This is a genomic window from Devosia insulae DS-56, from assembly GCF_000970465.2.
In the GTDB taxonomy this organism is placed as follows: Bacteria; Pseudomonadota; Alphaproteobacteria; order Rhizobiales; family Devosiaceae; genus Devosia_A; species Devosia_A insulae.
This window is the reverse complement of the sequence record NZ_LAJE02000154.1, coordinates 1-24606: the sequence shown is the minus strand read 5'-3', so window position 1 is coordinate 24606 and position 24606 is coordinate 1. Positions and strand designations below refer to the sequence as shown.

At 65.0% G+C, this 24606-nt stretch carries 25 protein-coding genes; 15 read left to right on the top strand and 10 right to left on the bottom strand.

Annotated elements, in window-relative coordinates:
- Positions 1-161: 161 nt before the first annotated feature.
- A complete protein-coding gene (locus tag VW23_RS09185; RefSeq protein ID WP_069909271.1) occupies positions 162-1205 on the bottom strand; it encodes an FUSC family protein in 1044 nt (347 codons plus the stop codon).
- A gap of 25 nt (positions 1206-1230) precedes the next feature.
- Positions 1231-2487: an HlyD family secretion protein gene (locus tag VW23_RS09180; protein ID WP_176730366.1), complete on the bottom strand. Its 1257-nt coding sequence runs from the start codon at positions 2485-2487 to the stop codon at positions 1231-1233.
- A gap of 109 nt (positions 2488-2596) precedes the next feature.
- On the opposite strand from VW23_RS09180, the gene VW23_RS09175 reads away from it, so the two are divergent.
- On the top strand, positions 2597-3076 hold the full coding sequence (locus VW23_RS09175) for a MarR family winged helix-turn-helix transcriptional regulator (protein ID WP_141728281.1): 480 nt from the start codon (positions 2597-2599) through the stop codon (positions 3074-3076).
- Positions 3077-3228: 152 nt separating this feature from the next.
- Here the strand turns inward: VW23_RS09175 and VW23_RS09170 are convergent, their stop codons facing one another.
- Both VW23_RS09170 and VW23_RS09165 read right to left on the bottom strand, forming a co-directional pair.
- On the bottom strand, positions 3229-3624 hold the full coding sequence (locus VW23_RS09170; RefSeq protein ID WP_069909269.1) for an SRPBCC family protein: 396 nt from the start codon (positions 3622-3624) through the stop codon (positions 3229-3231).
- A gap of 135 nt (positions 3625-3759) precedes the next feature.
- Complete coding sequence (locus VW23_RS09165; protein ID WP_069909268.1) at positions 3760-4191, bottom strand: VOC family protein; 432 nt, start codon at positions 4189-4191, stop codon at positions 3760-3762.
- A gap of 218 nt (positions 4192-4409) precedes the next feature.
- Between VW23_RS09165 and VW23_RS09155 the strand changes: the two genes are divergently transcribed.
- Positions 4410-5150, top strand: coding sequence for a helix-turn-helix domain-containing protein (locus VW23_RS09155; RefSeq protein WP_201788029.1), 741 nt, complete (start codon positions 4410-4412; stop codon positions 5148-5150).
- Between the two features lie 4 nt (positions 5151-5154).
- On the opposite strand, the gene VW23_RS09150 is transcribed toward VW23_RS09155, so the two are convergent.
- Entirely contained in the window at positions 5155-6687 is a 1533-nt protein-coding gene (locus VW23_RS09150) for a serine hydrolase (RefSeq protein ID WP_176730365.1), read from the bottom strand.
- Positions 6688-7011: 324 nt separating this feature from the next.
- Between VW23_RS09150 and deoA the strand changes: the two genes are divergently transcribed.
- The 3 genes from deoA to upp are packed head-to-tail and all read left to right on the top strand — an operon-like array spanning position 7012 to position 10152.
- A complete protein-coding gene (gene deoA / locus VW23_RS09145; RefSeq protein WP_069909276.1) occupies positions 7012-8325 on the top strand; it encodes a thymidine phosphorylase in 1314 nt (437 codons plus the stop codon).
- A gap of 3 nt (positions 8326-8328) precedes the next feature.
- Positions 8329-9507, top strand: a complete 1179-nt coding sequence (locus VW23_RS09140; RefSeq protein ID WP_069909265.1) for a phosphopentomutase — start codon at positions 8329-8331, stop codon at positions 9505-9507.
- A 15-nt stretch (positions 9508-9522) separates the two neighbouring features.
- Positions 9523-10152 carry a uracil phosphoribosyltransferase gene (gene upp, locus VW23_RS09135; RefSeq protein WP_069909264.1) on the top strand — a complete coding sequence of 210 codons (630 nt, stop codon included), beginning with the start codon at positions 9523-9525 and terminating at the stop codon, positions 10150-10152.
- Positions 10153-10259: 107 nt separating this feature from the next.
- Here upp and VW23_RS09130 read toward each other — a convergent pair whose 3' ends face one another.
- The 4 genes from VW23_RS09130 to VW23_RS09115 all read right to left on the bottom strand — a co-directional run bounded on the left by VW23_RS09130 (position 10260) and on the right by VW23_RS09115 (position 12741).
- Positions 10260-10877, bottom strand: coding sequence for an HAD family hydrolase (locus VW23_RS09130; RefSeq protein WP_069909275.1), 618 nt, complete (start codon positions 10875-10877; stop codon positions 10260-10262).
- Positions 10878-11026: 149 nt separating this feature from the next.
- Positions 11027-11578, bottom strand: a complete 552-nt coding sequence (locus VW23_RS09125; RefSeq protein WP_069909263.1) for a TadE/TadG family type IV pilus assembly protein — start codon at positions 11576-11578, stop codon at positions 11027-11029.
- Positions 11575-12186 carry a TadE/TadG family type IV pilus assembly protein gene (locus tag VW23_RS09120; RefSeq protein ID WP_069909262.1) on the bottom strand — a complete coding sequence of 204 codons (612 nt, stop codon included), beginning with the start codon at positions 12184-12186 and terminating at the stop codon, positions 11575-11577. The genes VW23_RS09125 and VW23_RS09120 overlap by 4 nt, the downstream gene beginning before the upstream one ends.
- A gap of 108 nt (positions 12187-12294) precedes the next feature.
- Entirely contained in the window at positions 12295-12741 is a 447-nt protein-coding gene (locus tag VW23_RS09115; protein WP_069909261.1) for a pilus assembly protein N-terminal domain-containing protein, read from the bottom strand.
- A 351-nt stretch (positions 12742-13092) separates the two neighbouring features.
- Here VW23_RS09115 and VW23_RS09110 point away from each other — a divergent pair, with 351 nt between their 5' ends.
- The 8 genes from VW23_RS09110 (at position 13093) to VW23_RS09075 (ending at position 21216) form a co-directional block, all read left to right on the top strand.
- A complete protein-coding gene (locus VW23_RS09110) occupies positions 13093-13275 on the top strand; it encodes a Flp family type IVb pilin (protein ID WP_069909260.1) in 183 nt (60 codons plus the stop codon).
- 136 nt (positions 13276-13411) lie between these two features.
- Positions 13412-13924: an A24 family peptidase gene (locus tag VW23_RS09105; protein ID WP_176730364.1), complete on the top strand. Its 513-nt coding sequence runs from the start codon at positions 13412-13414 to the stop codon at positions 13922-13924.
- Between the two features lie 127 nt (positions 13925-14051).
- Positions 14052-14909: a Flp pilus assembly protein CpaB gene (gene cpaB / locus VW23_RS09100; RefSeq protein ID WP_084645817.1), complete on the top strand. Its 858-nt coding sequence runs from the start codon at positions 14052-14054 to the stop codon at positions 14907-14909.
- Between the two features lie 17 nt (positions 14910-14926).
- The gene (locus VW23_RS09095) at positions 14927-16417 is read left to right on the top strand and encodes a type II and III secretion system protein family protein (protein WP_176730363.1); all 1491 of its coding nucleotides are present in this window, start codon (positions 14927-14929) and stop codon (positions 16415-16417) included.
- A gap of 15 nt (positions 16418-16432) precedes the next feature.
- A complete protein-coding gene (locus tag VW23_RS09090) occupies positions 16433-17710 on the top strand; it encodes a CpaE/TadZ family protein (protein ID WP_069909258.1) in 1278 nt (425 codons plus the stop codon).
- 14 nt (positions 17711-17724) lie between these two features.
- Positions 17725-19206 (top strand): TadA family conjugal transfer-associated ATPase, encoded by a 1482-nt coding sequence (locus tag VW23_RS09085; RefSeq protein ID WP_069909257.1) that lies wholly within the window; start codon positions 17725-17727, stop codon positions 19204-19206.
- A 9-nt stretch (positions 19207-19215) separates the two neighbouring features.
- Positions 19216-20193 carry a type II secretion system F family protein gene (locus VW23_RS09080; RefSeq protein WP_069909256.1) on the top strand — a complete coding sequence of 326 codons (978 nt, stop codon included), beginning with the start codon at positions 19216-19218 and terminating at the stop codon, positions 20191-20193.
- 9 nt (positions 20194-20202) lie between these two features.
- On the top strand, positions 20203-21216 hold the full coding sequence (locus VW23_RS09075; protein WP_069909255.1) for a type II secretion system F family protein: 1014 nt from the start codon (positions 20203-20205) through the stop codon (positions 21214-21216).
- 100 nt (positions 21217-21316) lie between these two features.
- Here the strand turns inward: VW23_RS09075 and VW23_RS09070 are convergent, their stop codons facing one another.
- Positions 21317-22102 (bottom strand): tetratricopeptide repeat protein, encoded by a 786-nt coding sequence (locus VW23_RS09070; protein ID WP_084645813.1) that lies wholly within the window; start codon positions 22100-22102, stop codon positions 21317-21319.
- A gap of 162 nt (positions 22103-22264) precedes the next feature.
- Between VW23_RS09070 and VW23_RS09065 the strand changes: the two genes are divergently transcribed.
- The gene (locus VW23_RS09065; RefSeq protein ID WP_069909254.1) at positions 22265-23608 is read left to right on the top strand and encodes a leucyl aminopeptidase family protein; all 1344 of its coding nucleotides are present in this window, start codon (positions 22265-22267) and stop codon (positions 23606-23608) included.
- A gap of 23 nt (positions 23609-23631) precedes the next feature.
- Entirely contained in the window at positions 23632-24558 is a 927-nt protein-coding gene (locus VW23_RS09060) for a bifunctional helix-turn-helix transcriptional regulator/GNAT family N-acetyltransferase (protein WP_069909253.1), read from the top strand.
- Positions 24559-24606 lie beyond the last annotated feature (48 nt).

Here is a 24606-nt window from a genome sequence, read left to right as displayed (position 1 = left end):
ACGAGACCACAACAACAACCATTGCCGGCAGCGGCAGATGTGAAAAAGAGACAGCCCCGCAAGGGGGAGGGAGACGCAAGAGCCGCAAGGCTCTGCGCGACCTCGCCGCCCGTACCGGTGACGGCAGTTAACGTCTCCCTCCCCATTGTTGGGGGCAGGGGTCAGGCCGCACCGGCGGCTGAGGGAGAACCAGCCATCCCCTTCCGCGGCAAGAACACCGCTTCCAGCAGCGAGAGCAGCGCGATCGCGCCGACCATCGCCCCACTCGTCAGCACCACGCGCTGCACCACCACCTCGAAGGCGTCGCGGGCGCCGAAGGTTGACGACAGCAGCATTACCAGCGCCACCGAGCAGATGTACTGGTAGTAGAGCGGCCGGCTCGCTCCGGTGGTCATCTTGTCGATGAGGAAGAAGGTGATGCTGGCGATCAGTGCCACCAGCACCGGGAACTGCGGCACCACGTAGTAGATCGCCATCGCCCCGACCGCCACGACGGCGCCGACGATGGTGCCGCCGCCGCGGTCGATCAGCTGTTGCAGGCGCCCGCCGCGATCGGGTTCGGCGCAGATGAAAGCCAGCATGATCGGCACGATCAGGAGGTTCATGTCGCCGGTCGCATAGGTCATCAGCATGATCGGCACATAGACTGCCATGCGGATCAGCAGCTCGGCAGCCGGGTTCTCGGTCGCGAACGGCTTGGGCTGCTCGATATGCACCCGGGCAGTCTGCGGCGGGAACAGGATGTTGAGCACCACCGCGGTCACCCCGACGATCAGCCCGCCGGTCGCCATCGAGTCGCGGATCGCCACCAGCGCCTGGTCGCTATAGAGCACCGACATCGACATCATCGCCGGGAACACCGTCAGCACCACCCCCAGCCGCGAACCCTTGAACAGCATCAGCCCGATGCCGGCGCCGGCCAGCGCGATGTTGACCAGGACGAACAGCATCGGCTCGCTCACCGTCGCCGCCGCCAGCCAGCTGAAGACGAACGCCATCACCGGCAGCATCACCGGGCCCATGAACGAGCGCGGGTTGAGCGCGCCGCGCTGGTTCGACATCAGGCTCATCCCCAGCACCACCGGCATCATCGGCTGCGTGACGCCGAGCGGGTCGGCGAGGATCACGCAGATCGAGACGCTGAACGCGGTGCGAAGTGCCAGGTAGGGGTCTTCGTTGGGGTCGACGCGGGTCAGCTCTTCCATTTTCGCCTCCTCGGCGTGACGTTTCCTAGTTGAGGCCCGACAGCAGACCGCTGAAGCCCATCAGCCCGCGGGCGATGGCCGGCACCACGCCGTCTTCCGGCACGATCAGGACGCTGGCCTCCGAGCCGAGCCGCACATTGGCGGGGAGCGCGCTCATGTCGTCGATGCTGACGCGCACCGGGATTTTGCGCGCCGGCGGGAACCAGCGGGTATCGTTCGACGATTGCGCCAGGCCATTGGTCGTGGTGCGGCCGCTATTGATGCCCCAGGCAATGCTGTCGACCGTGGCTTCGAATTGCTTGCCCGGCGCGGCCTCGAACATCACCACGGCCTTGTCGCCCGGTTGTACGTTGACGAGCTGATTTTCGCGCAGGTCGGCGATCACCATCTGCGTCTTGGGGTTGATGAAGGTCAGCGCCGGCGTGCCGGCGGCAACGAACTGCCCCTCGGCCAGCGACAGGTTCGAGACATAGCCGTCCGCCGGCGCCAGCACCGTGGTGTTGCGGAGCGCGAATTCGGCCTTGTCGAGGGCTGCCTGCGCCGCCCGCACGTTGGGATTGCTGGCGTCAGCCGTGCTGGCCGAGGCTTTGATCCGCTCGAGATCGGCCTTTGCCGCCTCGACGTTGAGCAGCGCCGTCCTGGCATTGGCGTCCGCCGTGTTGAACTTCGCCTGTGACAGCAAGCCCTTGTCGTGGAGCTGCGTCGCGCGCTCCAGTTCCTGCTGCGCGATGGTCAGCGCCACCTCGGTCTGCGCCAGCTTGGCCTTTGCCGCGGGCACCGCCGCGACACCCGACGTCACGTTGTTCATCGCCTGGTCGAGCTGGCCCCTGGCCTGCGCCACGTCCATCAGGAACGTCGTGTCGTCGATCTCGAACAGCGGCTGGCCGGCTTTCACCTCGGCATTGTCTGATATCAACACGTGCTTGACCGGACCGGCGACGCGCGGCGCCACCTGGGTCACCTCGGCGGTGATCGAGGCGCCCGAGGCGAATGGCGCATAGTGATCGGCCAGCGGATACCAGGCGACGACCGCGCCCAGTGTTACCAACAGGCCCATGCCGAACAGCTTTGCCTTCCTGCGGCTTCGGTTCGGCGCCTCGGTCGGTGCTGCCGCGGCCTGGGCCACAACGGCTGGGGGCAGGGGAGCCGGCGCCGGTTCGGCCCGCTCCACCGGAATGTTCACTACCTTGGACTCGTTCGCTGCGCGCCCGATGGCGGGAAGCCCCGCCTTGTCGGCGTTCACAGTGTCTTTGTGGTCCATCGTCGCCTGTGCCTGTGCCATAATCCGCTCCGTCGGCTGCATTCGTCTGATCCCCATCTAGGGCAGCTGATTTAACTTTGCAACAAAGATACTATGTTGCATAGCTATATTGCGCGTGAGGAATGAGACGTTGGAACGAAAGCCCGAGATGGATGAGCTGCTGCGGGACCTGACCGCCGAGGTGACGCACGTCTATCGCTGGCTGGCTGAGCAGGCCGGCATCAATCACACCGATCTGATGTGCCTGTTCTTCGTGCGCTCGTCGGGCGGCCAGGCGACGCCCAAGGCGATCTCGCAGCATCTGGGGCTCACCACCGGCGCCACCGCCATCATGCTCAACCGGCTCGAGGCCGCGCGCTTCATCGAGCGCCATCCGCACCCCACCGACCGGCGCGGCGTGCTGATCATGCTCGGCCCCGCCACCGAGGAATCGGGTCTGTTGCAGCTGCGCGACTATGTGCTGCGCATGAACCAGCCGGTGATCGCCTCATATTCCGAGGCCGAACTGGCGATCGTCCGCCGCTTCATCGGCGACATGCTGGCCAATACCCGCGACACGCTGCGCAAGACCCGCCTCGACAAAGCCGCTCCGGCGCCCGCGGGCGAGTAGGTGTTCGCTCCTCGACGCCCACCCACTGGGCCATCCCCGCGGAAGCGGGGATCTCTCGTGCGGCAGGCCAGAAAACAGAGGTTCCCGCTGTCGCGGGAATGACTCCGTGGGTTGCCGCTTCCAGCAAACCAGGAACATGAGGCCCGCTGGCCTCAGACCTCGAGCAGAGATTTCAGTGCGGTGAAATCGCTGCGGATCCATTCGAGCGCCGAGGCCAGCTGCTCGTCGTCCATCCCCGGTCGGCGGTAGAACACGAAGGTCACCAGCGTGCGATTGCCATCGGCGGTGACGCGCAGCGGCATCATCACCGGCTCCTCGCCTGCTTTGTAGACCGCGTGATCGAGGATGCCCTCGCCATTGGGTGGGCTGAACCGCACGATGCGCGGCCCGAACTCGGTATCGCCGGCCCATTCGAGCGGCCCGATCTGCCTAAACGTCGCGGAATTGATTGCTGCCCAGCGCGGATAGTTCCATGGCGAGGCCAGGAAGCGATAGACCTCGGTCACCGGCTTATCGATAGAGGTCTCAATTGGGTGGGGCTCGAGCATGGCGTCTACCGTTGCCGCCTCACGGGCGGGACGTACCGTAACCCACCCAGCGTGAATGACGCGTTGACGCCTCGTAGCGGAAGGCCGCCTGCGCCGAAGCGAACAGGCAGCCTCCGCAGCTGACGCAACCCGCGCTCAGGCGGCGTGACCGGCCACCGTCTCCACATAGTGCGGGTTGTACATGATCCCCAACACGTTGCCGAACGGGTCGACCACCGACGCGGTGACGAACCCGGTCTCGCCGCGCTTGGTGATCGGGTCGTATTCCTTGGCCCCCAGTTCCTTCAGCCGGGCGAACGCCGCCTCGATGTCGTCGACGTGCCAGAGCAGGATCGCGCCGCCCGGGCCGGGCTGCATCGCTTCGGGCGCATAGCGGCGATCGATGATGCCGAACTCGTCCTCGCTGTCGCCGATGCGGAACTCGATATAGGCCGGCTTTTCGCGGCTCGGCATCTGGAAATAAGCCTCGACACCGAACAGTTCGGCATACCAGTCACGGGCTGCGATCATGTCGTCGGCGAAGAAGTTGACAGTGGCCATGCCGCGCAGGAAGTGCTTGTTGCTCATTTGGAATTTCCTTTCATCGTTAAGCTGATGTCCAGACAATGACCGATGCTCCGACCCCTGTATTTCAGAAACCCGCAGAAGGCGGTGGGCCCGGCGCGTCGCATGAGCCCGGCGCACCCGGCGCACCCGGCGAGCCCGGGGAGCCGCGCGAGCCCGGGGAGCCACGCGAGCCCTATGAGGCGCGCGGGCGGCTCGATCCCCTGGGTTTCGACCGTCACGTGCAGTTCCGCACCGCGCCACCGCCAGCCGATCTCGAGCGCTTCATTGAGCATTTCTGGGTCATTCGCTGGGACAGTTCGCAGGGCCCCTACGACTCCGACCAGGTGATGCACCGCCCTTACGTCGATATCTTCCTGTCGGCCCAGGAGTCCGGCATCCAGGGCACCTTCCGTGGCAAGCGCACCTACTCCGCCGCCGGCAGCGGCCGCATTATCGGGGTGCGCTTTCGCCCCGGCGCCTTCCACGCGTTCTGGACCGGCGAGATGGCCGACCTGCAGGACAAGGTGGTGCCGCTGACAGCGGTGTTTCCCTGGGCCGACGCCAAGGGCATCGCCGCCATTCTCGCGCACGATGACGACGCGGTGATCGCCATGCTGCTGGAGCGCATTCGCGCCGCCTCACCCGCGGCGGATGGCACGCTCGAGGAGATCAACGCCATCATCGCCGCCGTCGAAACTCAGGAGGACCTGACCACCGTCGCCGCGGTCGGCGAGGCTTTCGGGCGCAGCGAGCGCTGGCTGCAGCAGGCGTTTCGCGACTATCTGGGTATCGGCCTGAAGTGGCTGCTGCAGCGCAAGCGCCTGCTCGCTGCCGCCGCCGAAATCCGCTCGAGCGATGAGCCCGACTGGGTCGGCATCGCCTACGACCTCGGCTACAGCAGCCAGCAGCATTTCATCACCGACTTCCGCACCGTACTGGGTGCCACGCCGGTGCGGTACCACAAGGGCCTGACCCGCTAGCGCCTCACGGCGTACGGGCGAAGGTCCCGAGCCCGGACTTGTCGAACGCTTCGATCCACACCGAGCGCGCCTTACCCGCGCCATCGAGCGCGAAGCTCACCCCGCTGAGGCCGGAAGCATTCTCGCCGATGGTCGCGAAGGTGAAAGTGTCGCGGTCGAAATGCGCAAGCCGGAACGAGCGCCGGTTCGGCCCGATCAGCAGCTCGAGCCCGTCGGCGCCGGCAACCACCTCGATCGGACCGTAGAACTCGTTGGCGAAGTTGCCCGCATAGGCCATGTCGGCCGCTGCGGGACCAGCGTCGGCCGGTGGGGTGTCGAACTTGTGCGAGATCCCGTCTGCCGCCATCTGCGCGAAAATACCGGTGAATACCTCCCGCCATGGGTAGCGTGGCGCGCCGAGAATGGCGTTGTCCATGAAGGCGTTGGCCAGCGCTTCGGACACGCCCACCGGCGCGCCGTTGGTGAGGACGATCACCCCCAGCCTGTCGTCGAGCGAGATGTTGACCGTTGTTCCTGCGCCCATGGCGAAGGCGCCCGAGTGCGAGATCGAGTGCCGCGCGTCGCCGCCATAGCCGACATTCCAGCCCAGCCCGTAGAACGATGGCGTCCCATTGGGGGCGTAGCCGGTGATCATCACCGGCAGGTGCGCTTCGTCGAGCGGCGCCGCGGCGATCACCTGCTTGCCCTCGAACATGCCATCGTTCACCAGCAGCCGCACCCACCTGGTCAGGTCGTTCACCGACGAGGAGACGCCGCCGGCTGGCGATTGGGCGTCGGGCTGGCGCTGCTCGACGAATGCCCATTTGCCGTCGACCCGGATATGGCCGGCGGCACGGTTGGGCTCGGCCATGAAATCGGCATAGCGCGAGCTGGTCGACGTCATGCCCAGCGGCTCGTAGAGCCGCTTTTCCGACAGCGCCTCCCAGTCCATGCCGGTTGTCGACGCCGCCGCCACGGCCGCAGCAGTGATGCCGAAATTGGTGTAGGCGTAGCCAGAGCGGAAGCTGGTCAGCGGCGGCTGGAAGCGCAGCCGGCGCAGCACCGCCTCGCGATCGTAGCCATAGTCTTCCAGGAGGTCGCCGGCATGGTCGGGCAGCCCCGAGCGATGCGCGTAAAGGTCGCGCAGCGTCACCTGGCTGGTTACCCACGGCTCCTGCATGGCGAAACCGGGCGTCAGGTCCATCAGCCGCGTATCCCAGGTGAGCTTGCCGTCGCCGACAAGGCCCGAGATCACCGTCGAGCCGATCGGCTTCGAGACCGAGGCGAGCTGGAACACCGTGTCCGGGTCGACCGGCTCGCCGGTTAAGACATTGCGGACCCCGAACCCTTCCGCGAAGATCACCGCGTCGCCATGGACGACCGCGATGGCGATACCGGGCGTCCGGTCGTCGGCAATCGCCTGTTTCGCCTCCGTCGCGAGCGTATCGAGCGCCTTCTGCAACTGCGCCGGTGGCAGCGGCTCGCGCTCGGCGGCAAGCGCGACGCCGGTCGCGGCGACAAGGAAAGCGGCCAGTCCGAAACCAAGATGGCGAAGCACGATAAATCCTCCAAGCGGGGCAGCTGGCGGTCGACTGGTAATGCCGAGCGAAAATCGTCGTTGCCGCGTCGCATGTGAACATCAGCTTGCGAGGTGCGACAAGAGCAAGTGCCATCGAGTCTTTAGCTAACGCGATCTCCTGCACCTAGAGTCGGTTATGAGGGGCGAACTTAGTTCTCATGCCGAAACAAAGGCGCAGCCCGCGCCGGTTTGTATTTCGACATTCTGTGCGGAACCGTACCGAGACGGGATGCCGGGAGGGTCAGCGTGCCGCCGCCTCATCTTGCCTTCGCCCGGCGGGCAGCGCAAAACACCGGCATGACCCTGCTCCCGCAAGAAACCATCATCCGCAAGCGCGACGGTCTCGCCCTCACGTCAGGCGAAATCTCCGGCTTCATCGGCGGGCTGACCGACGGCTCTGTCAGCCCAGCCCAGGCGGCCGCCTTCGCCATGGCCGTGTACTTCCGCGATATGTCGACCCCCGAGCGCGTTGCCCTCACCGAGGCAATGCGCGACAGCGGCACCGTGCTCGATTGGTCCGATCTCGATGGCCCGGTGGCCGACAAGCACTCGACCGGCGGGGTAGGGGACAACACCTCGCTGATGCTGGCGCCGATCCTTGCCGCCTGCGGCGTCTTCGTGCCGATGATCTCGGGCCGCGGCCTCGGCCACACTGGCGGCACGCTCGACAAGTTCGATGCCATCCCCGGCTACAGCACCAGCCCGGATAACACGCTATTTCGTAAGGTGGTGCGTGAGGCCGGTTGCGCCATTATCGGCCAGACCGCCGATCTCGCTCCGGCCGACAAGGTGCTCTATGCCATCCGCGATGTCACCGGCACGGTCGAATCCATCCCGCTCATCACCGCCTCGATCCTTTCGAAGAAACTCGCCGCCGGCCTCGGCACCTTGATTCTCGATGTGAAGACCGGCTCCGGCGCCTTCATGCCGACGCTGGAGAAATCCCGCGCCCTGGCCGAGAGCCTGGTTTCGGTGGCCAACGGCGCCGGCCTCCGCACCGCGGCGCTGATCACCGACATGAACGAGCCGCTGTCCTCGGCGGCCGGCAACGCCCTCGAAGTGCGCAACGCTGTCGATTTCCTCACCGGCCGCCATCAGGACCCGCGCCTGCGTGAGGTGACGCTCGATCTCTGCGCTGCCGCTCTGCAGCTCAGCGGCTATGCTGGAGACGCCGCCGCAGCCGTCGAAACCGCGCTCAGCAGCGGCAAGGCCACCGAGCATTTCGCACGGATGGTTGCCTTGCTCGGCGGCCCTACCGACTTCGTCGAGCGGATGGACGCACATCTGTCTCCCGCACCGATTGTCCGCGATATTCTCGCGCCCGCTACCGGCACCGTTACCGGCATCGATACACGCGGGGTCGGGATGGGCGTCGTCGCCCTTGGCGGTGGTCGCCGGCTCCCCACCGACAGCATCGATTTTGCCGTCGGCTTCGACCGGATCCTCGGGCTTGGGGCGAAAGCTGACGCTCAGACCGTGCTCTGTCGCGTCCATGCGCGCACCGAAGAGATGGCAGCAGATGCAACGCAACGGCTGCTGGCCGCCTACACCATCAGCGATGGCCCAGCGCCACCCCACCCGCTGATCGCTGACTACGTCCCGCCCACGGAGGCCTGATCAATGCCCCGCGCCATCCTCTGCATCCTCGACAGTTTTGGCATCGGCGGTGCCCCCGATGCTGCCGATTACGGCGACACCGGCGCCGACACGCTCGGCCACATCGCGGCAAACTACCAGCTGTCGCTACCCAACCTGGACGCCCTCGGTCTCGGCGCCGCGGCGAAGCTCTCCACCGGCGAGGTACCCCGCGGCCTCACCGACCAACCCAGGGGCGGACGCTGGGGCGTCGGCCGCGAGGTTTCGAAAGGCAAGGACACCCCGTCCGGCCACTGGGAGATCGCCGGCGTGCCGGTGCCATTCGACTGGGGCTACTTCCCGCTGAGCGAGCCAACCTTTCCGCCCGACCTCATTGCGCAGCTGATCGAGAAATCCGGCATCCCCGGCATCCTCGGCAACAAGCATGCCTCCGGTACCACCGTCATCGCTGAACTCGGCGAGGAGTCGATCCGGACCGGCAAGCCGATCTGCTACACCTCGATCGACAGTGTCTTCCAGATCGCCGCGCACGAGACCCATTTCGGCCTCGAGCGGCTCTACACGCTCTGCGAAACCGCCTTCGAGCTCACCGCGCCGCTCAATATCGGCCGCGTCATCGCCCGGCCGTTCGTCGGCGAGACCGCCGCCACTTTCAAGCGCACCGGCAACCGCCGCGACTTCGCCATCGCCCCGCCCGAGCCGACTTTGCTCGATCGGGCGAAAGAGGCAGGGCGGCAGGTCTACGCCATCGGCAAGATTTCCGACATCTATGCGGGCCACGGCGTCACCCACAAGATCAAGGCGACCGGCAACATGGCGCTGTTCGATCGCACGCTCGAAGCGATGGAGATGGCCGCCGACGGCGCCTTCATCATGACCAACTTCGTCGATTTCGATCAGGATTTCGGCCACCGCCGCGATATCCCGGGCTACGCCCAGGCGCTCGAGGCCTTCGATGCGCGCCTGCCCGAGCTGATTGCGGCGCTGCGCCCCGACGATCTGGTGGTCCTGACCGCCGACCACGGCAACGATCCGTCCTGGCGCGGTTCCGATCACACCCGCGAACAGACCCCGATCATGGCCTTTTCCCCAGCCCTCACGCCCGGAAGCATTGGCATCCGGCCGAGCTTTGCGGATATAGGAGAGAGTATCGCCCGCTGGCTCGGCCTTGCGCCCGGCCGCCACGGCAAATCCTTCCTCTAGCCCTCGAGGTCTCCCATGCGCGGCGTAACGGTGATCGACCACCCGATGGTGCAGCACAAGCTCACCATCATGCGCGACAAGGATACCTCGATCGCGGGGTTCCGCCGCCTCCTGCGCGAGATCGCGCACCTGATGTGCTACGAGGTGACGCGCGACCTCGAACTCGAGATGATCGAGATCGAGACGCCGATGACCAGGATGGATGCCCCCACCATCAAGGGTAAGAAGCTGGTCTTCGCTTCGATCCTGCGCGCCGGCAACGGCCTGCTCGATGGCATGCTCGACCTCGTCCCGGCCGCTCGCGTCGCCCATATCGGCATCTATCGCGACCACGAGACGCTGCAGCCGGTCGAATACTATTTCAAGGCGCCATCCGAGCTCGACAACCGGCTGATCATCGTCGTCGATCCGATGCTGGCGACCGCCAATTCCTCGATCGCCGCTATCGACAAGCTTAAGGAGCGCGGCGCCAACAATATCCGCTTCCTTTGCCTCCTCGCGGCGCCTGAGGGCATCGAGAAGTTCTCGACCGCTCACCCGGATGTGGCGATCTTCACTGCCGCCATCGACAGCCATCTCAACGAGAAGGGCTACATCATCCCCGGCCTCGGCGACGCCGGGGATCGAATGTACGGGACGAAGTGAGCCAGTAGCGAATAGCGAATAGCGAATAGCGAATAGAAGAAGGGGTTGCCGGGCTCATGGTCCGGGCAACCCCTTTCGCTACTCACTACTCACTACTCACTACTCGCCTACTTCTTCAGCGGCAGCCCCAGCCCGATCAACTCCTTGCGGAGCGACTTGGGATCGGTGAAGTGGATCGCGTGCATGCCGAACTTGCGGGCCGAGATCACGTTCGGCTCGCTGTCGTCGATGAACACGCAGGTCTCCGGTGCGAGGCCATAGCGCTCGCAGAACACCCGGTAGAGCCGCGGATCGGGCTTCACCAGCCCTTCGAGCCCGGACACCACGACGCCGTCGAACTTTTCGAGGAAGGGCCATTCAGGCAGGCAGCTCACCCACTTCTCCCACGAGAAGTTGGTGATGGCGAAGGTCGGAGTATCCTCGGCGATCAGCTCGTTATGAATATCGATCGTGCCGGTGATGAATTCGCCGACCGTCTCTTTCCACCTGAGGTCGAAGGCCTGGATCTCGCGCCAATAGCGCGGGTAACGGGTGGTCAGCCTGGCCACGCCCTCGGCGAAGATGTCGCCGGCGTCGAACTCGAGGTTCCAGTCCTTGGTGCAGATATTGTCCCAGAACCACTGCGCTTCCTCTTCGGTCTCGAAGAGCTTGCGGAACAGGTACATCGGGTTCCAGTCGACGAACACGCCGCCGAGGTCGAAGACTGGGATAAGGGTATCTTGCATCGGGCTGGCCTTGTAGGGCGCCTTGGGAAAGGCCTGTCGGAGGGCCGGTCTTTCCATCTCGAAGGCGCAAAAAAAACGCGGTGAAGCGCTCCGCGGAACGCAGGTCCGGCCTATGCCACGCCCGGCGTCGTGCGACAAGCGGCTCGCAATCAGTCCAGTTCGATCTCACCATTGTAGCGCGGCAGGAAATACTGCGTGTGCGCCAGGTTGATCGTGCTCGGCAGCAGCATGCCGAAGATCGACTGGTGCGGATAGGTGATCTCCGAGGCCACGAGCCAGCCACTGGCGCCACGCGCCAGCAGATTGATCTTGGCATCCGCGGCCAGCGGGTATTCGCTGTCGGCTTCGCGGGCTTCCTCGGCGCCATGCGCCGCGCTCCACGCGACCGTGGCGACGCCGTCCGCATCGATGTTGAGCAGCGACACGACCTGCACCAGTCCGGTGGTCGTATAGGGCCGCATGATGGTTTCGGCCGCCTCGAAATACTTGTCGAGATTGGCCGTGGAAATCTCGCCCTTCTCGCGCGACACCAGGTCCGCCATGGTGCTTGCGACCGTCGCCACCTTGTGGTCGACGGAATAGAGCGTCGCTGCTTCTATGGTGCCGAGATAGAGCGTGAGCAGCAGCGGCAGGATCAGGGCGAATTCCACCGCGGCCACGGCGCGGGCATCGTCGCGAAACTGCAGCAGTCGGCGGATCATGTGCAACTCGCGCAAACGAACGGCTCGTTACGGAACACGCGCGAGGCGCCGAGCAGTCGCGTTCCGTCGGGCAGCGTCTGGAAGTTGAAGCCAGGCAGGTTCACAACAATGGGCCACTTGTAGTAGGCCTGCACCAGCACCACGTCGCCGCCCTTGCCGGGCTTGTATTCGTCGGCGAGGGTCCAGTCGCACTCGTCCTCTTCGCAGTCCTCGCCAGTCTCCAGTGGATAGCCGAGAGCGGCAGCGCCGAAGTCGCTGATCACCGTCACGCTGACCCGCAATTTGTCATCGGCAAGGGTGCAATCGAACATGCCGTAGAGCCCGGCGCAGATCGCCTCGCGATACGCCTCGGCGTTGTAGGCGGGCGTGCCGGTCTGCGCCTGGCCGGTACGGATCAGTCGCGATGAGTCGTTTACGGCGCTGTCGAGGATCTGTCCGGCGAGAAAGACCAGTGCCGTTTCGACGATCGCCGTAACGATGGTGAAGAACGGCAGCGCCAGGATGCCGAACTCGATCACTGTCACGCCGCTGTCGTCGCGGCCAAAGGCGCGTGCGCGGCGGATCGCCGGCGACAGCAGCCTTTTCAGCCATGAAGAGCGTTGCGACATGCGACCCCGAGTTTCCATTCGAGGACGGAAACTAACGGTTCCTACCTAGGGATTGGTTAGTGGCCGCGCTGCATTTGCATGCGATGCGACGGCTTGGTTAACCGCCGGTTAGTTCGCCGCCGCCGCGACCGCGCTCGCCGATCCTATGGTTTCACCAGTGTAGCCCTGGTCGTCGCCGAGCATGATGATCGGCTGGCACACCGGCTCGCAGGCGAGACTGGTCCGCTTGTCGCCCATATATACGGTCACCAGACCTGCCTGCTCCTGCACCACTTCGATCATGGTGTCGGCGATCGGGTTGCCCTGCGCATCCAGCACGATCAGGTTGGTCTGGCCATAGCTCTTGCCAGTCAGCACCAGGGTCTGCGGGTCCTGGATGGCGGCGTCGGCGATACCGGGGTTGCCGATGATCACCGTTGATGCCGGGGCGTTGATCCTCAGGATGCGCGCCATGTTCACCTTCACCGTCACCGGGGCGCTTTCCGCCAGCGCAGCGACGGGCGTGGCAAGCATCGAGATGACGGCGAGGGCAGCGAGACTGGGGCGAAACGGCATGACAGGCCCTGGGCAGGAGGTACGCTATGGCAAACGGAGTGTTGCGCGGAATGGTGAAGAATTCGCAAATGACCACCCCTCGCGCGTCAGCCGGCAACAGTGGTGTGTGTGCCGCCTGCGTCCGCCGGTCACGTATTACTTCGCCGGCGTTGAAACAATTTTCCGGGTTGCTTTAACGATCTGCTTAGCATGCCGGAAAGCCTTGTAAACCGGGCGATTGGGCGTTGAACTATTAACTCAATCTCAATCGGTGCCGCCTAGCGTAGAGCCATGTTCGATGTGTGACGTATCGAACGGTGCTGACGCATCACCTGATGCAGTCACAGAATGACGTGTGCAAGGAGCCAATAAATGAACACTGTCGCTCGTTTCGTGAATGACGAGTCCGGCGCTACCGCGATCGAATACGGCCTGATTGCCGCGCTCATCGCCGTCGGTATCATCGTTGCTGCAACCGCCCTCGGCGGTAGCCTGTCTGGCCTGTTCAACGGCATCTCGAGCCGTCTCGACACGGTCGATATCCCGGACGCCTGATAGCGGCCAGGGGCTCAAGTATCGAAGGGGACTCCCGCGGGGGTCCCCTTTTTGCATTTCAGCTTTCTTAACCACGTTTCGGCGACACTGGCCTGGCCCGGGTGTCCGGCGCACACCCCGCAACCGCCGATCCTCGATGCCCTCATTCATCACCTTCCCCGCGATGCTCGTATTTCCGCTGTTGATGGCCTTCGCGGCCTCCTCGGATCTGTTGACCATGCGGATCTCGAACCGGCTGGTGTTGCTGGTGGCAGGCTTCTTCCTTGCCATCGCACTCCTCGCCGGCTTCCCGCTCGAGCTGGTGGGCATGCACATCGTCGCCGCGGTGGCGGTGCTGGCGGTATCTTTCAGTTTCTTCGCCCTTGGCTGGATCGGCGGCGGTGATGCCAAGCTGATCGCCGCCACCACGCTGTGGCTCGGCTTCGAGGGCATGCTGGCCTATCTCGTCTTCGCTTCGCTGTTGGGTGGGGCGCTGACCCTGTCGCTGCTGACCGTCCGTCGCTGGCCCCTGCCGCTGCAACTCAAGCAGGTGCTGTGGATCGATCGGCTGCACGACAGCAAAACCGGCGTCCCCTACGGTATCGCGCTGGCTGCCGCCGGCCTGCTTGTCTACCCCAGCAGCCTGATCTTCCAGCGCCTGGTTGGCTGAAGACTTCGAAACTATTTGTTAACCGTCTTCGGCAAGCAACGATTAACCAAACTTTGACCCTTTGCCGCGATAGTCGACCGCAAGAGTAGCGGGCTCTTTCGGGCCCCATGTGTGGAGTTTAGGGGCCATGGGAGTCTCGCGTATCATCCTGCTGGTAGTCGCGCTTCTGGCAGGCGGGCTCGCAGCCTTCCTGGCGACCCGGGGCACGGCTCCGCAACAGGTCGTGGTCGAAGGTCCAACCCAGGTCATTAAAGAAAAGAAGGCCAAGGTGCTGGTGGCCAAGGCGCCGATCGGCGTCGGCCAGCGCATCACCGCGGAAACCATTGAGTGGCAGGATTGGCCCGAGTTCGCCGTCCGCCCCGAATATATCAGCGAAGCCGTGCTGCCCGATGCCCCGACCAAGATGCTCGACGCGGTTGCGCGCTTCGAGTTCTTCCCAGGTGAGCCGATCCTCGACAAGAAGCTGGTTCACTCCGACCAGGGCTACCTCTCGGCGGTCCTGACCAAGGGCATGCGCGGCGTCTCGGTGCCGGTCAGCGCTGACGCTGCGGCCGGCGGCTTCGTGCTCCCCAACGACCGGGTCGACGTTGTCCTCAGCCGCGGCGGCATCAGCCAGACCATACTCGCCAACGTCAAGGTGCTGGCCATCGGCACCCGTCTCGGCGAAGCCGGCACGACCGGCGAAAAGGCCGATCCTGAAAACCCCAAGGCCGACGTGTTCCAGGGCGGCACCATCGCCACCCTCGAGCTGACCCCGGCCCAGGGCGAGGCGATCATCAACGCCGCCAAGGTCGGTAGCCTGTCGGTCGTTCTGCGTTCGATCGCCGATTTCAAGCCGTCACCGAGCGAAGCGGTCAACAACGAGACCAGTCGCGCCATCCGCATGATCCGCTTCGGCGTCGGCAGCGATGTGATGCCCGGGACCAGTACGACCGTCACTCAGGCGTCCTTCGACGACGCCAGCTCAGAAGAGCAGGCCCAATGATGCGTGAGGATTACGTGATGTCTCCGGCTCTCACCGCCCGCCCGCAGCGCGGTCTCCTGGCGAGCACTTTGCGTCTGATGGCAGCCGCCGCCGTGATCGGCGGCGCACTGGGGCTGGCCCCCCTCGGCCTCGGCCAGGCGCACGGCGCGGAATCCAATCACCTGCGCATCGGCGCCAGCGCCTTCGGCTCCACCCAGTCGGTGAGCGTCGGGCTCAACAAGTCGATGATCATCGATCTGCCGGTCGATGTGCAGGAAGTGATCGTCTCGCAGCCGGGCGTCGCCAACGCCATCCTGCGCAACAAGCGCCGAGCCGTCATCCAGGCGGTGAGCTCGGGCGACACCAACATCTTCTTTCTCGACGGTACCGGCCGCACCATCGTCGTCGTCGACGTCAGCACCACCGGCGCCGCCAATACCGGCGGCTCCAACGTCGCCGCGGTGCTGCGCGATACCTATTCGAGGATCATGCCCAACTCCGACATCCAGGTGGAGGCGGTGGCGCTGACCGACGGCGAGGGCAACGTCACCAACCGCATCGTGCTGTCGGGCGATGCCGGCAGCACGGACGATGCCGACAAGGCGCTGGCCATTGCGGGCCAGTTCGCCGGAGCTCCCGAAAACGTCACCAGCGTGATCAACGTTTCGGGCCCGCAGCAGGTCATGCTGAAAGTTACCGTTGCCGAGGTAAACCGCAGTCTCGCCAAGCAGTTCGGCATCGACCTGACCGGCAGCTACACCAATGGCGGGCTCACCACGCAGCTGATCAGCACACAGCCGCTTGGTGGCGCTTCCAATCTGTTCAGCAACAATGGCCTCGAGGTCGGCCTCGATATCGGACCGCTCAGCATCGATGCGCAGATCCGCGCCATGGAGCAGCGTGGCGCCGCCCGCACCCTGGCTGAGCCGCTGCTGACGGCGATCTCCGGACAGACCGCGGATTTCTTCGCCGGCGGCGAATTCCCGGTTCCGACCAGCGTTTCGGACGGCGAGGTGTCGGTCGGCTACAAGGAGTTCGGCGTCAAGCTCAACTTCACCCCAACGATCAAGTCGAACGGCAATATCGGGCTCGTCGTCGATACCACCAGCAGTGAACTGAGCACCGAGGGCAGCATCACCGTGGGCGACTCGACCTTGCTTGGCATCAAGCGGCGTACCGCCAAGACTTCGGTCGAGATCGGTACCGGCCAGACCCTCGCCATCGGCGGCCTGATCGAGGAAAAAACCCGCACCCAGATCCATCGGCTGCCGGGTCTGGGCGACATCCCGATCCTGGGCGCGCTGTTCCGCTCGCGTGACTATATCCGCTCGCAGAGTGAACTGGTGATCCTTGTCACCCCCTATCTCGCCAAACCGACCAATAAGAAACCTGAATTGCCAACCGATCGTATGCAGTTTGCTAACGACGCCGAGGCAATCTTCCTGGGCCACATCGAAACCATGTACGGCGTCGGCCCCGCGGGCACCCGCGGCAGCTATGACGGGGCAGTCGGTTTCCTGCTGGATTGATGGAGTGTAGTAGTCATGAGTTTCCTCTCCCGCGACAGCGCCAGGCAGGCTGACGAACCCGCGCTCGAGATCGCCGCCGGGGCGCGGCTGATCCCGCGCATCACCATCCAGGCCTTCTGCGAACACTCGCAGACGGCGCAACTGGTCGAGTCGGCGGTGCATGACCGGCGCATGTCGAAGGTGGCGCTGACCACCCATGCCGGCGGCCTCGATGGCGCCATCGAGACCTATCGCTCGAACCCGACGCCGAACCTGATCATTGTCGAAACCTTGCTGCAGCCCGAGGAGATCCCGGCCGCGCTCGAGCGGCTCGCGGAAGTCTGCGACGCCTCGACCCGGCTGATCGTGCTCGGTCACGTCAACGATGTGCTGCTCTATCGCGAGCTGATCCGCTCGGGCGTTTCTGAGTACATCGTGCTGCCGGCTTCGGCCCAGTCGATCGTCTCCGCCATCAGCGAGCTGTTTGCCGCCGAGGGCGCGGCGCCTATCGGACGGACCATCGGCTTTGTTTCCGCCAAGGGCGGCGCCGGCGGCTCGACGGTGGCGCATAACGTCGCCTGGGCCGTCAGCCAGGCTTTGCGCCAGGATACGCTGATCCTCGACCTCGACTTCGCCTTCGGCACCGCGGGGCTGAACTTCAACCAGGATCCGCCGCACGGCATCGCCGACGCCATCGGCTCGAACGCCAAGCTCGACCAGACCATGCTGGACCGGCTGGCCAGCAAGGCCGCCAACCACGTCAACCTGCTCACCGCCCCGGTGGTGCTCGACCGCACCTTCGATTTCGAGGAGCGCGAGTTCGAGCAGATCGTCGAGCTGAGCCAGAAGTCCACCCCGGTGGTGATTCTCGATATCCCGCACCTGTGGAGCGCCTGGGTGCGTCACACCATCGCGACGATCGATGAGGTGATCATCGTCGCCGAGCCGGACCTGGCCAACCTCAGGAACGCCAAGAACCTCTCCGACACCATCAAGGCGCTGCGCCCTGCCGAGAGTGAGCCGCTGCTGGTCATCAACAAGGTCGGCATGCCGCGCCGTCCCGAGATCGCCGCCGGCGAGTTCGCCACCTCCGTCGAGTGCCGGCTGCTCGGCCAGATCGGCTTCGACGCCGCCACCTTCGGTACGGCCGCCAATAACGGCCAGATGATTGCCGAAGTCGCCGCCAACAACCGCGCCAACGAGGTGTTCCGCCTGATCGGCATGCACGTCACCGGCCGCAGTGTTCCCGAGAAAAGTGCCGCCAAGAAGCCGGGTGGCCTCAAGCTCCCGTCCTTCATCAAGAAGCGCGCCTGAAAGGCCAGTCCTAGATGTTCGGCAAGCGTACCAGTTTCGGTGGCAACACTCCCGGCGCCGCGCAATCGACGCGCCCGGCCGCCGCTCCGCTGGTGCCCGCCGCACCTCGCCAGGAAGTAGCGCGCGCGGCTGACAACAAACGAAGTGGCGAGGATGGCGGCGTGCTCGATGTGCGCAGCCCCGAGGCAGTGGCGCGCGACAAGGAGTATTTCCAGACCAAGTCGGCGATTTTCAATGCGCTGATCGACTCGATCGATCTCAGCCAGCTCGCGACCATGGATCAGGAAGCGGCGCGCGAGGAAATCCGCGACATCGTCGCCGAAATCATCGCACTCAAGTCGATCATCATGTCGATCTCCGAGCAGGAAGACCTGCTCGAGGACATCTGCAACGACGTGCTCGGCTACGGCCCGCTCGAACCGCTGCTGGCCCGCGACGACATCGCCGACATCATGGTGAACGGCAGCCAGAAGTGCTACATTGAGGTCGGCGGCAAGGTGAAGCTCACCAATGTGCGCTTCCGCGACGACGCGCATCTGATGAACGTCTGCCAGCGCATCGTCAGTCAGGTCGGTCGCCGCGTCGACGAAAGCTCACCGATCTGCGACGCCCGCCTGCCCGACGGCTCGCGCGTCAACGTCATCGCCCCACCGCTCGCCATCGACGGCGCCGCGCTCACCATTCGTAAATTCAAGAAGGACAAGCTGACCCTGCAGCAGCTGGTCAAGTACGGCTCGATCTCGCCCGAAGGCGCCGAGGTGCTGCGCATCCTTGGCCGCGTCCGCGCCAACATCCTGATCTCCGGCGGTACCGGCTCGGGCAAGACCACTTTGCTCAACTGCCTCACCGGCTTCATCGAGAAGGATGAGCGCGTCATCACCTGCGAGGACTCGGCCGAACTGCAGCTGCAGCAGCCGCACGTGGTGCGGCTCGAAACCCGTCCGCCCAACCTCGAGGGTGAGGGCGAGATCACCATGCGTGATCTGGTCAAGAACTGCCTGCGCATGCGCCCCGAGCGCATCATCGTCGGCGAGGTGCGTGGTCCCGAGGCGTTCGACCTGCTGCAGGCGATGAACACCGGCCATGACGGCTCGATGGGCACGCTCCACTCCAACAGCCCGCGCGAGGCCCTGTCGCGCCTCGAATCGATGATCACCATGGGTGGCTACTCGCTGCCCAGCCGCACCATCCGCGAAATGATCGTCTCCTCGATCGACGTGGTGGTGCAGGCTGCCCGCCTGCGTGACGGTTCGCGCCGCATCACCCATATCTCCGAGGTGCTGGGCATGGAAGGCGACGTCATCGTCACCCAGGACGTGTTCCTCTACGACATCCTCGGCGAAGACTCGAATGGCAACCTGGTCGGCCGCCACCGCTCGACCGGCATCACCAAGCCGAACTTCACCGAGCGCGCCCGCTACTTCAACGAAGAAGCCAATCTCGTCGAGGCGCTGGAGAAATCCAACGTCGAACAGCGCGAGATCCTCGGTGCATAAGGCCCAACGATGAACCCGCTGATCCTTGCCTTGCTCGCCGCCGTCGCCGTGGGAGCCGCCGGCTTCGCGCTGGTGCCGGCACTGCTGGGCGGCGATCGCGCCAACAAGCGCATCAAAGCGATGCAGGGCGATATCCAGGCCAACCGCCGCAACGCCGACGCAACGCGCACCCGCGATACCCGCCGCAAGGAAATCCAGCAGACGCTGCGCAGCCAGACCGCGGCGCTGGAGCGCAAGAAGAAGAACATCCCGCTGCAGGACCGACTGTACCAAGCGGGCATGAAGCTGAAGAAGGGCGCCTTCATCCGCAACTCGGTGATCTTCGGCGTCCTGGTTTTCGTGCTCTGCTTCGTGCTGCAGCTCGAATGGATCTACTGCCTGATCTTCTCGATTGCCGCTGGCTACCTGCTGCCGCGGATGTATGTCGGCCGCCGTCGCAAGAAGTACCAGAACGCCTTCCTTGACGAACTGCCCAACGCCGTCGAAGCGATCGTCCGCGGTGTGAAATCCGGTTTGCCGCTCAACGACTCGATGCGCCTGGTCGCCAAGGAGGCCAAGGAGCCGATCAAGTCGGATTTCCAGCGCGTCCTCGACCAGCAGGCGGTCGGCAAGACCATCCAGGAAGCCGTGACCACCCTCTATGACCGGGTACCGCTGCCCGAGGTCAACTTCTTCATCGTCGTCATCACGGTGCAGGCCCAGGCCGGCGGCAATCTCTCGGAAGCCCTGGGCAACCTGGCGCGCGTGCTGCGTAACCGCAAGAAGATGAAGGCCAAGGTCAAGGCGATGTCCTCGGAAGCCAAAGCTTCGGCTGGCATCATCGGGTCGCTGCCGATCATCGTTGCCGTGCTGGTGTCGCTGACCACGCCCAGCTACCTGCTGCCGCTGATCCAGACGCCGATCGGCAACCTGATGCTGGGTATCGCCGCGATCCTGATGTTCCTCGGCGGGTTCATCATGAACCGCATGATCCAGTTCGATATCTAGGGGCCGGCGATGGAAAATCTCGTCGCAACGCTGACCAACACGCAGTTCCTCGTGGCCGTGCTCGCGGCGGTGGCGGCCGCCGCAGTGGTGTTCTCGATCGGCGCGACCTTCTTCTCCGGTGGCTCGCAGATGCGCCAGCGCATCAAGCGTGTGGCGCTCGAGCGCGAGAAGATGCGGGCCGAGGAAATGGCCCGCCTGCGCGGCGGCAGCGGCGGAGCCGAGCAGCAGAGCCGGACCATCCGGCAGGCCGCCGGCCGTGACTACATGAAGAACGTGGTCGAGCGCTTCTCGCTCGAAAAGGCCTTCATGGACGACGGCACGGCCGAGAAGCTGGCCCGCGCCGGCTATCGGGGGCAGGCGGCGATGACCACCTACCTGTTCCTGCGCTTCATTACCCCGGTCGTGCTGTTCGTCATCGCCTTTGCCTATCTCAGCCTCGTCATCTTCAACGACAAGCCAATCTGGCTGAACGCAGTGTACGCGCTGGGTATCGGGCTGATCGGTGCGTATCTGCCTTCCATCCTGCTCAAGAACCAGACGATCAAACGCCAGCAGTCGATCAAGCGCTCCTGGCCCGATGCACTCGATCTGGTGCTGCTCTGTGTCGAGGCCGGTATGTCGGTGGAGCACGCGCTGAAGCGCGTCGCCAAGGAGATCGGCGCCCAAAGCATCGAGCTCTCCGAGGAGATGACGCTCACCACCGCCGAGCTTGCCTTCCTCGAGGATCGCACTCGCGCTTACGAGAACCTCGGTCGCCGTACCGGCCTCGACAACGTCAAGTCGGTGATGCAGGCGCTGATCCAGGCCGAGCGCCACGGTACCTCCGTCGGCTCGGCCCTGCGCGTCATGGCGGAAGAAGGCCGCGAGCAACGCATGATGGAGGCCGAAAAGAAGGCCGCCGCCCTGCCGCCCAAGCTCACCGTGCCGCTGATCGTATTCTTCCTGCCGGTGCTGTTCATCGTTATCTTGTCCCCCGCCATGATCCGGGTGTTCTCGAACAGTTTCATCGGTGGCGGCGGTTGAAGGGAAGCGAATAGCGAATTGTGATTGGCGAGTAGCGAAAATGGGGCGCCGATGGGCACCCCGCTTCTATTCGTTATTGGCTACTCGCTATTCGCTTCGCTTAGCCGGAGTTCTTCACCGCATCCCAGCGGTTCTGCTGCGTCAGCAGCGCCCGGATATACTCCATGTTGGCCTCCACCTGGTCGGCCGGCAGTTCCGCCGCGAACAGCGCGCGGCTCTCGTCGAACCGTCCCTGCAGCCCAACCACGAGCGCCAGGTTCTGCCGGATCTGGCTGTTGGCGCCCCGCAGCTTCACCGCGATGCGCAGTTCCGCCTCGGCTCTGTCGAGCTCGTTGGTCATCGAGTAGGAGAGGCCGAGATTGGCGTGCAGCGACGCCTGGTCGGGCGCAATCTTCAGCGCTTGCCCGTAAACCACGCGCGCCTCCTTGTTACGGCCGCTCTGGTCGAGGATTGCCCCCTTCACCATCAGCGCGTTCCAGTCGGGGGAGGTGGGGTTGATCGCCCGGTCGACGACGTTGAGCGCCTGCTCGAGGCGTCCCGCTGCGACCAGTGCTTTGGCATAGCCGACGAGGATCTCGGGGTCGTTGCGGAATTTGGCGACGCCGCTTTCGAGCACCGCTACGGCCTGGTCGTTCTGGCCGTTCGCCCGCAGCGCGGCAGCGTAATAGATGATCGCCGCGCGGTCGCCGGGCGATTTCTTGTAGTGTGCGGCGAGCTGCGCCAGGGCCTGCTGCTTTCTGTCCATCGGCTGGCCGGCCGGGTCGCCGCCTATACTGCCGGTGGTCATCGGGTTCGAAGCACAGGCGGAAAGCGCGAGCGCGGCAACGCTGACAAACAGCAGGGCGCGCAGCGGTTTCAGCTTGGTCTGGATCAGGCGGAGCGACACGAAACACTTCCCTTGGGCAATGCGACTGGCAATTTCCCGAGCCCACAAGCAGCAATAATTGATTAACCCTAATGGGGGGTTAAGGTGTGGCCGCCTCGCCGTTGCCACGGCCGCCACCGCGGCGTAAGCAATGGCTCTCGCCCTTGCTGTGGATCACCCGAAATGGCCAAGTCGAAGTCGCTGCCACTCATCGCCGTTGAGCAGGATGCGCTGCCCGCGACCCTGACGCCGGCCGAGCTGCAATGGGCCAAGGCCAACGGTTTCACCGGCCAGCGCGGGCGCTTGCTGGCGTTACCGGGGGAGGGCGGTGCGCTTGCCGGCCAGCTGTTCGGGCTCGGCCAGGCCACCGATCGGCCCGCCTTGCTGCTCGGGCAGGCCGCCGCGGCGCTGGAGCCGGGCAAGTACCGGCTAAGCGGCAGCTTCGGCGATCCGACGCTGGCGGCGCTGGCCTTCCGCCTCGGCGCTTACCGCTTCGACCGCTATCGCAAGCCACGCGATCCCGTGGTGCTGGAGCCGGTCGAAGGCGCCGATGCGGCGGAAGTCAACCGGCTCGCCGCGGCGGCCTACCTGGCGCGCGACCTGATCAACACCCCAGCCAACGATCTCGGCCCCGATGCCTTGGAGCAGGAGATCCGGGCCTTCGGCAAGCGCCACAAGCTGGACGTGAAAGTGATCGCCGGCGACGAGCTGCTGAAGCAGAATTTTCCGATGATCCACGCCGTCGGCCGTGCCGCCGCCGAGGCGCCCCGGCTGGTCGAGTTCAGCTGGGGCAAGGCGAAGGATCCCAAGGTCACGCTGGTCGGCAAGGGCGTCACCTTCGATACGGGCGGTCTCGACATCAAGCCGTCGGCCGGCATGCTGCTGATGAAGAAAGATATGGGTGGCGCCGCCAACGTGCTCGGCCTCGCCCATGCCATCATCGATGCCGGGCTGCGCGTCCGGCTGCGTGTCCTCATCCCCATTGTCGAGAATGCCATCTCCGGCCCGGCCTTCCGCCCAGGCGATATCCTGCGCGCCCGCAACGGCTCGACCGTCGAGATCGGCAATACCGATGCTGAGGGCCGGCTGATCCTCGGCGACGCCCTGGCGCTGGCCGATGAAGAGAGCCCGGACCTGATCGTCGACATGGCGACGCTGACCGGCGCCGCCCGTTCGGCGCTCGGCCCCGACCTGCCGCCGCTCTACTCGACCGATGATGCACTGGCGCGCGAGCTGATGGCAGCGGGCGCCCTGTCCGACGATCCGCTGTGGCAGATGCCGCTCTGGGCGCCATACGATGCGATGCTCTCGTCCAAGATCGCCGACGTCAACAATGCCGGCGCCAGCGCCTTTGCCGGCTCGATCACCGCGGCCCTGTTCCTCAAGCGCTTTGTCAAACGGGCCAAGGCCTGGGTGCATCTCGATATTTATGGCTGGGCTCCGGAAGCCAAGCCAGGGCGGCCCTTCGGCGGCACCGACCAGGGCGTCCGCGCCGTCTATGGCTACCTCAAGCAACGATATAGTTGACAGTATCAACGATATCGGCGCCAATGTCATCCATCATGGATGACCAGCAGATTGCCGAGATTCGCCGCTTCAACCGCGCCTTCGCGCGCTGGCTGGGGCTGTTCGATGAGCACTACTCCAGGACCGACTACAGCCCGGCCGAAAGCCGGCTGTTCTACGAGCTTGCTGCGGCCGGCCACACCAACGGCGCCAACCTGGCCCGGTCCATGGGGGTCGACCCGGCCTATCTGAGCCGCATGCTGCAGAAGTTCGTCTCCGAGGGACTGGTGGCCGTCTCACCCAGCATCTCGGATCGGCGCCGAAATCAGCTGGCGCTCACCCCTGACGGCGACAGGGCCGCCGCCAGTGTTGAGGCGGCAGCCAATGGCGCCATTGCCGATCTGGTTGCGCCCTTGTCCGAAACCGAGCGGCGCGAGCTGGTCTCAGCCATGCAGACCATCGCCCGCCTCGTCGATGCCGAGCAGAGTGGTGCCTCCATCATCCTCAGGCCGCATCGGATCGGTGACGTCGCGCATGTCGTCGCCCGGCAATCGCAGCTCTACGCCGGCGAGTTCGGCTGGGATGGCAGCTACGAAGCGCTGGCGGCGGAGATCGGCGGCAAGTTCCTGCAGCATTTCGATGCCGCGACCGAGGGCTGCTGGATCGCCGAGCGTGACGGCAAGGTCATCGGCTCGGTATTCGTCGTCGATGCCGGGCAGGGCGTGGCGCAGCTGCGCCTGCTCTATGTCGAGCCCGAGGCGCGCGGCCTCGGGGTGGGCAAGCTGCTCGTCGACCAGGTCGTCCGCTTTGCCCGCGACAAGCGCTATGCGAGGATCCGCCTGTGGACCCAGGCCAGCCTCGTTGCCGCGCGAAAGCTCTACGCCGCCGCCGGTTTCACGCTCACCGAGAGCAAGCCGCACCACAGCTTCGGCAAGGACCTGGTCGGCGAGTACTGGGAACTGAAGCTGTAAGGGGGGCCGTCTCGGGCCGCTCGGGCACTTAACCTGGTGGCTGTGGAC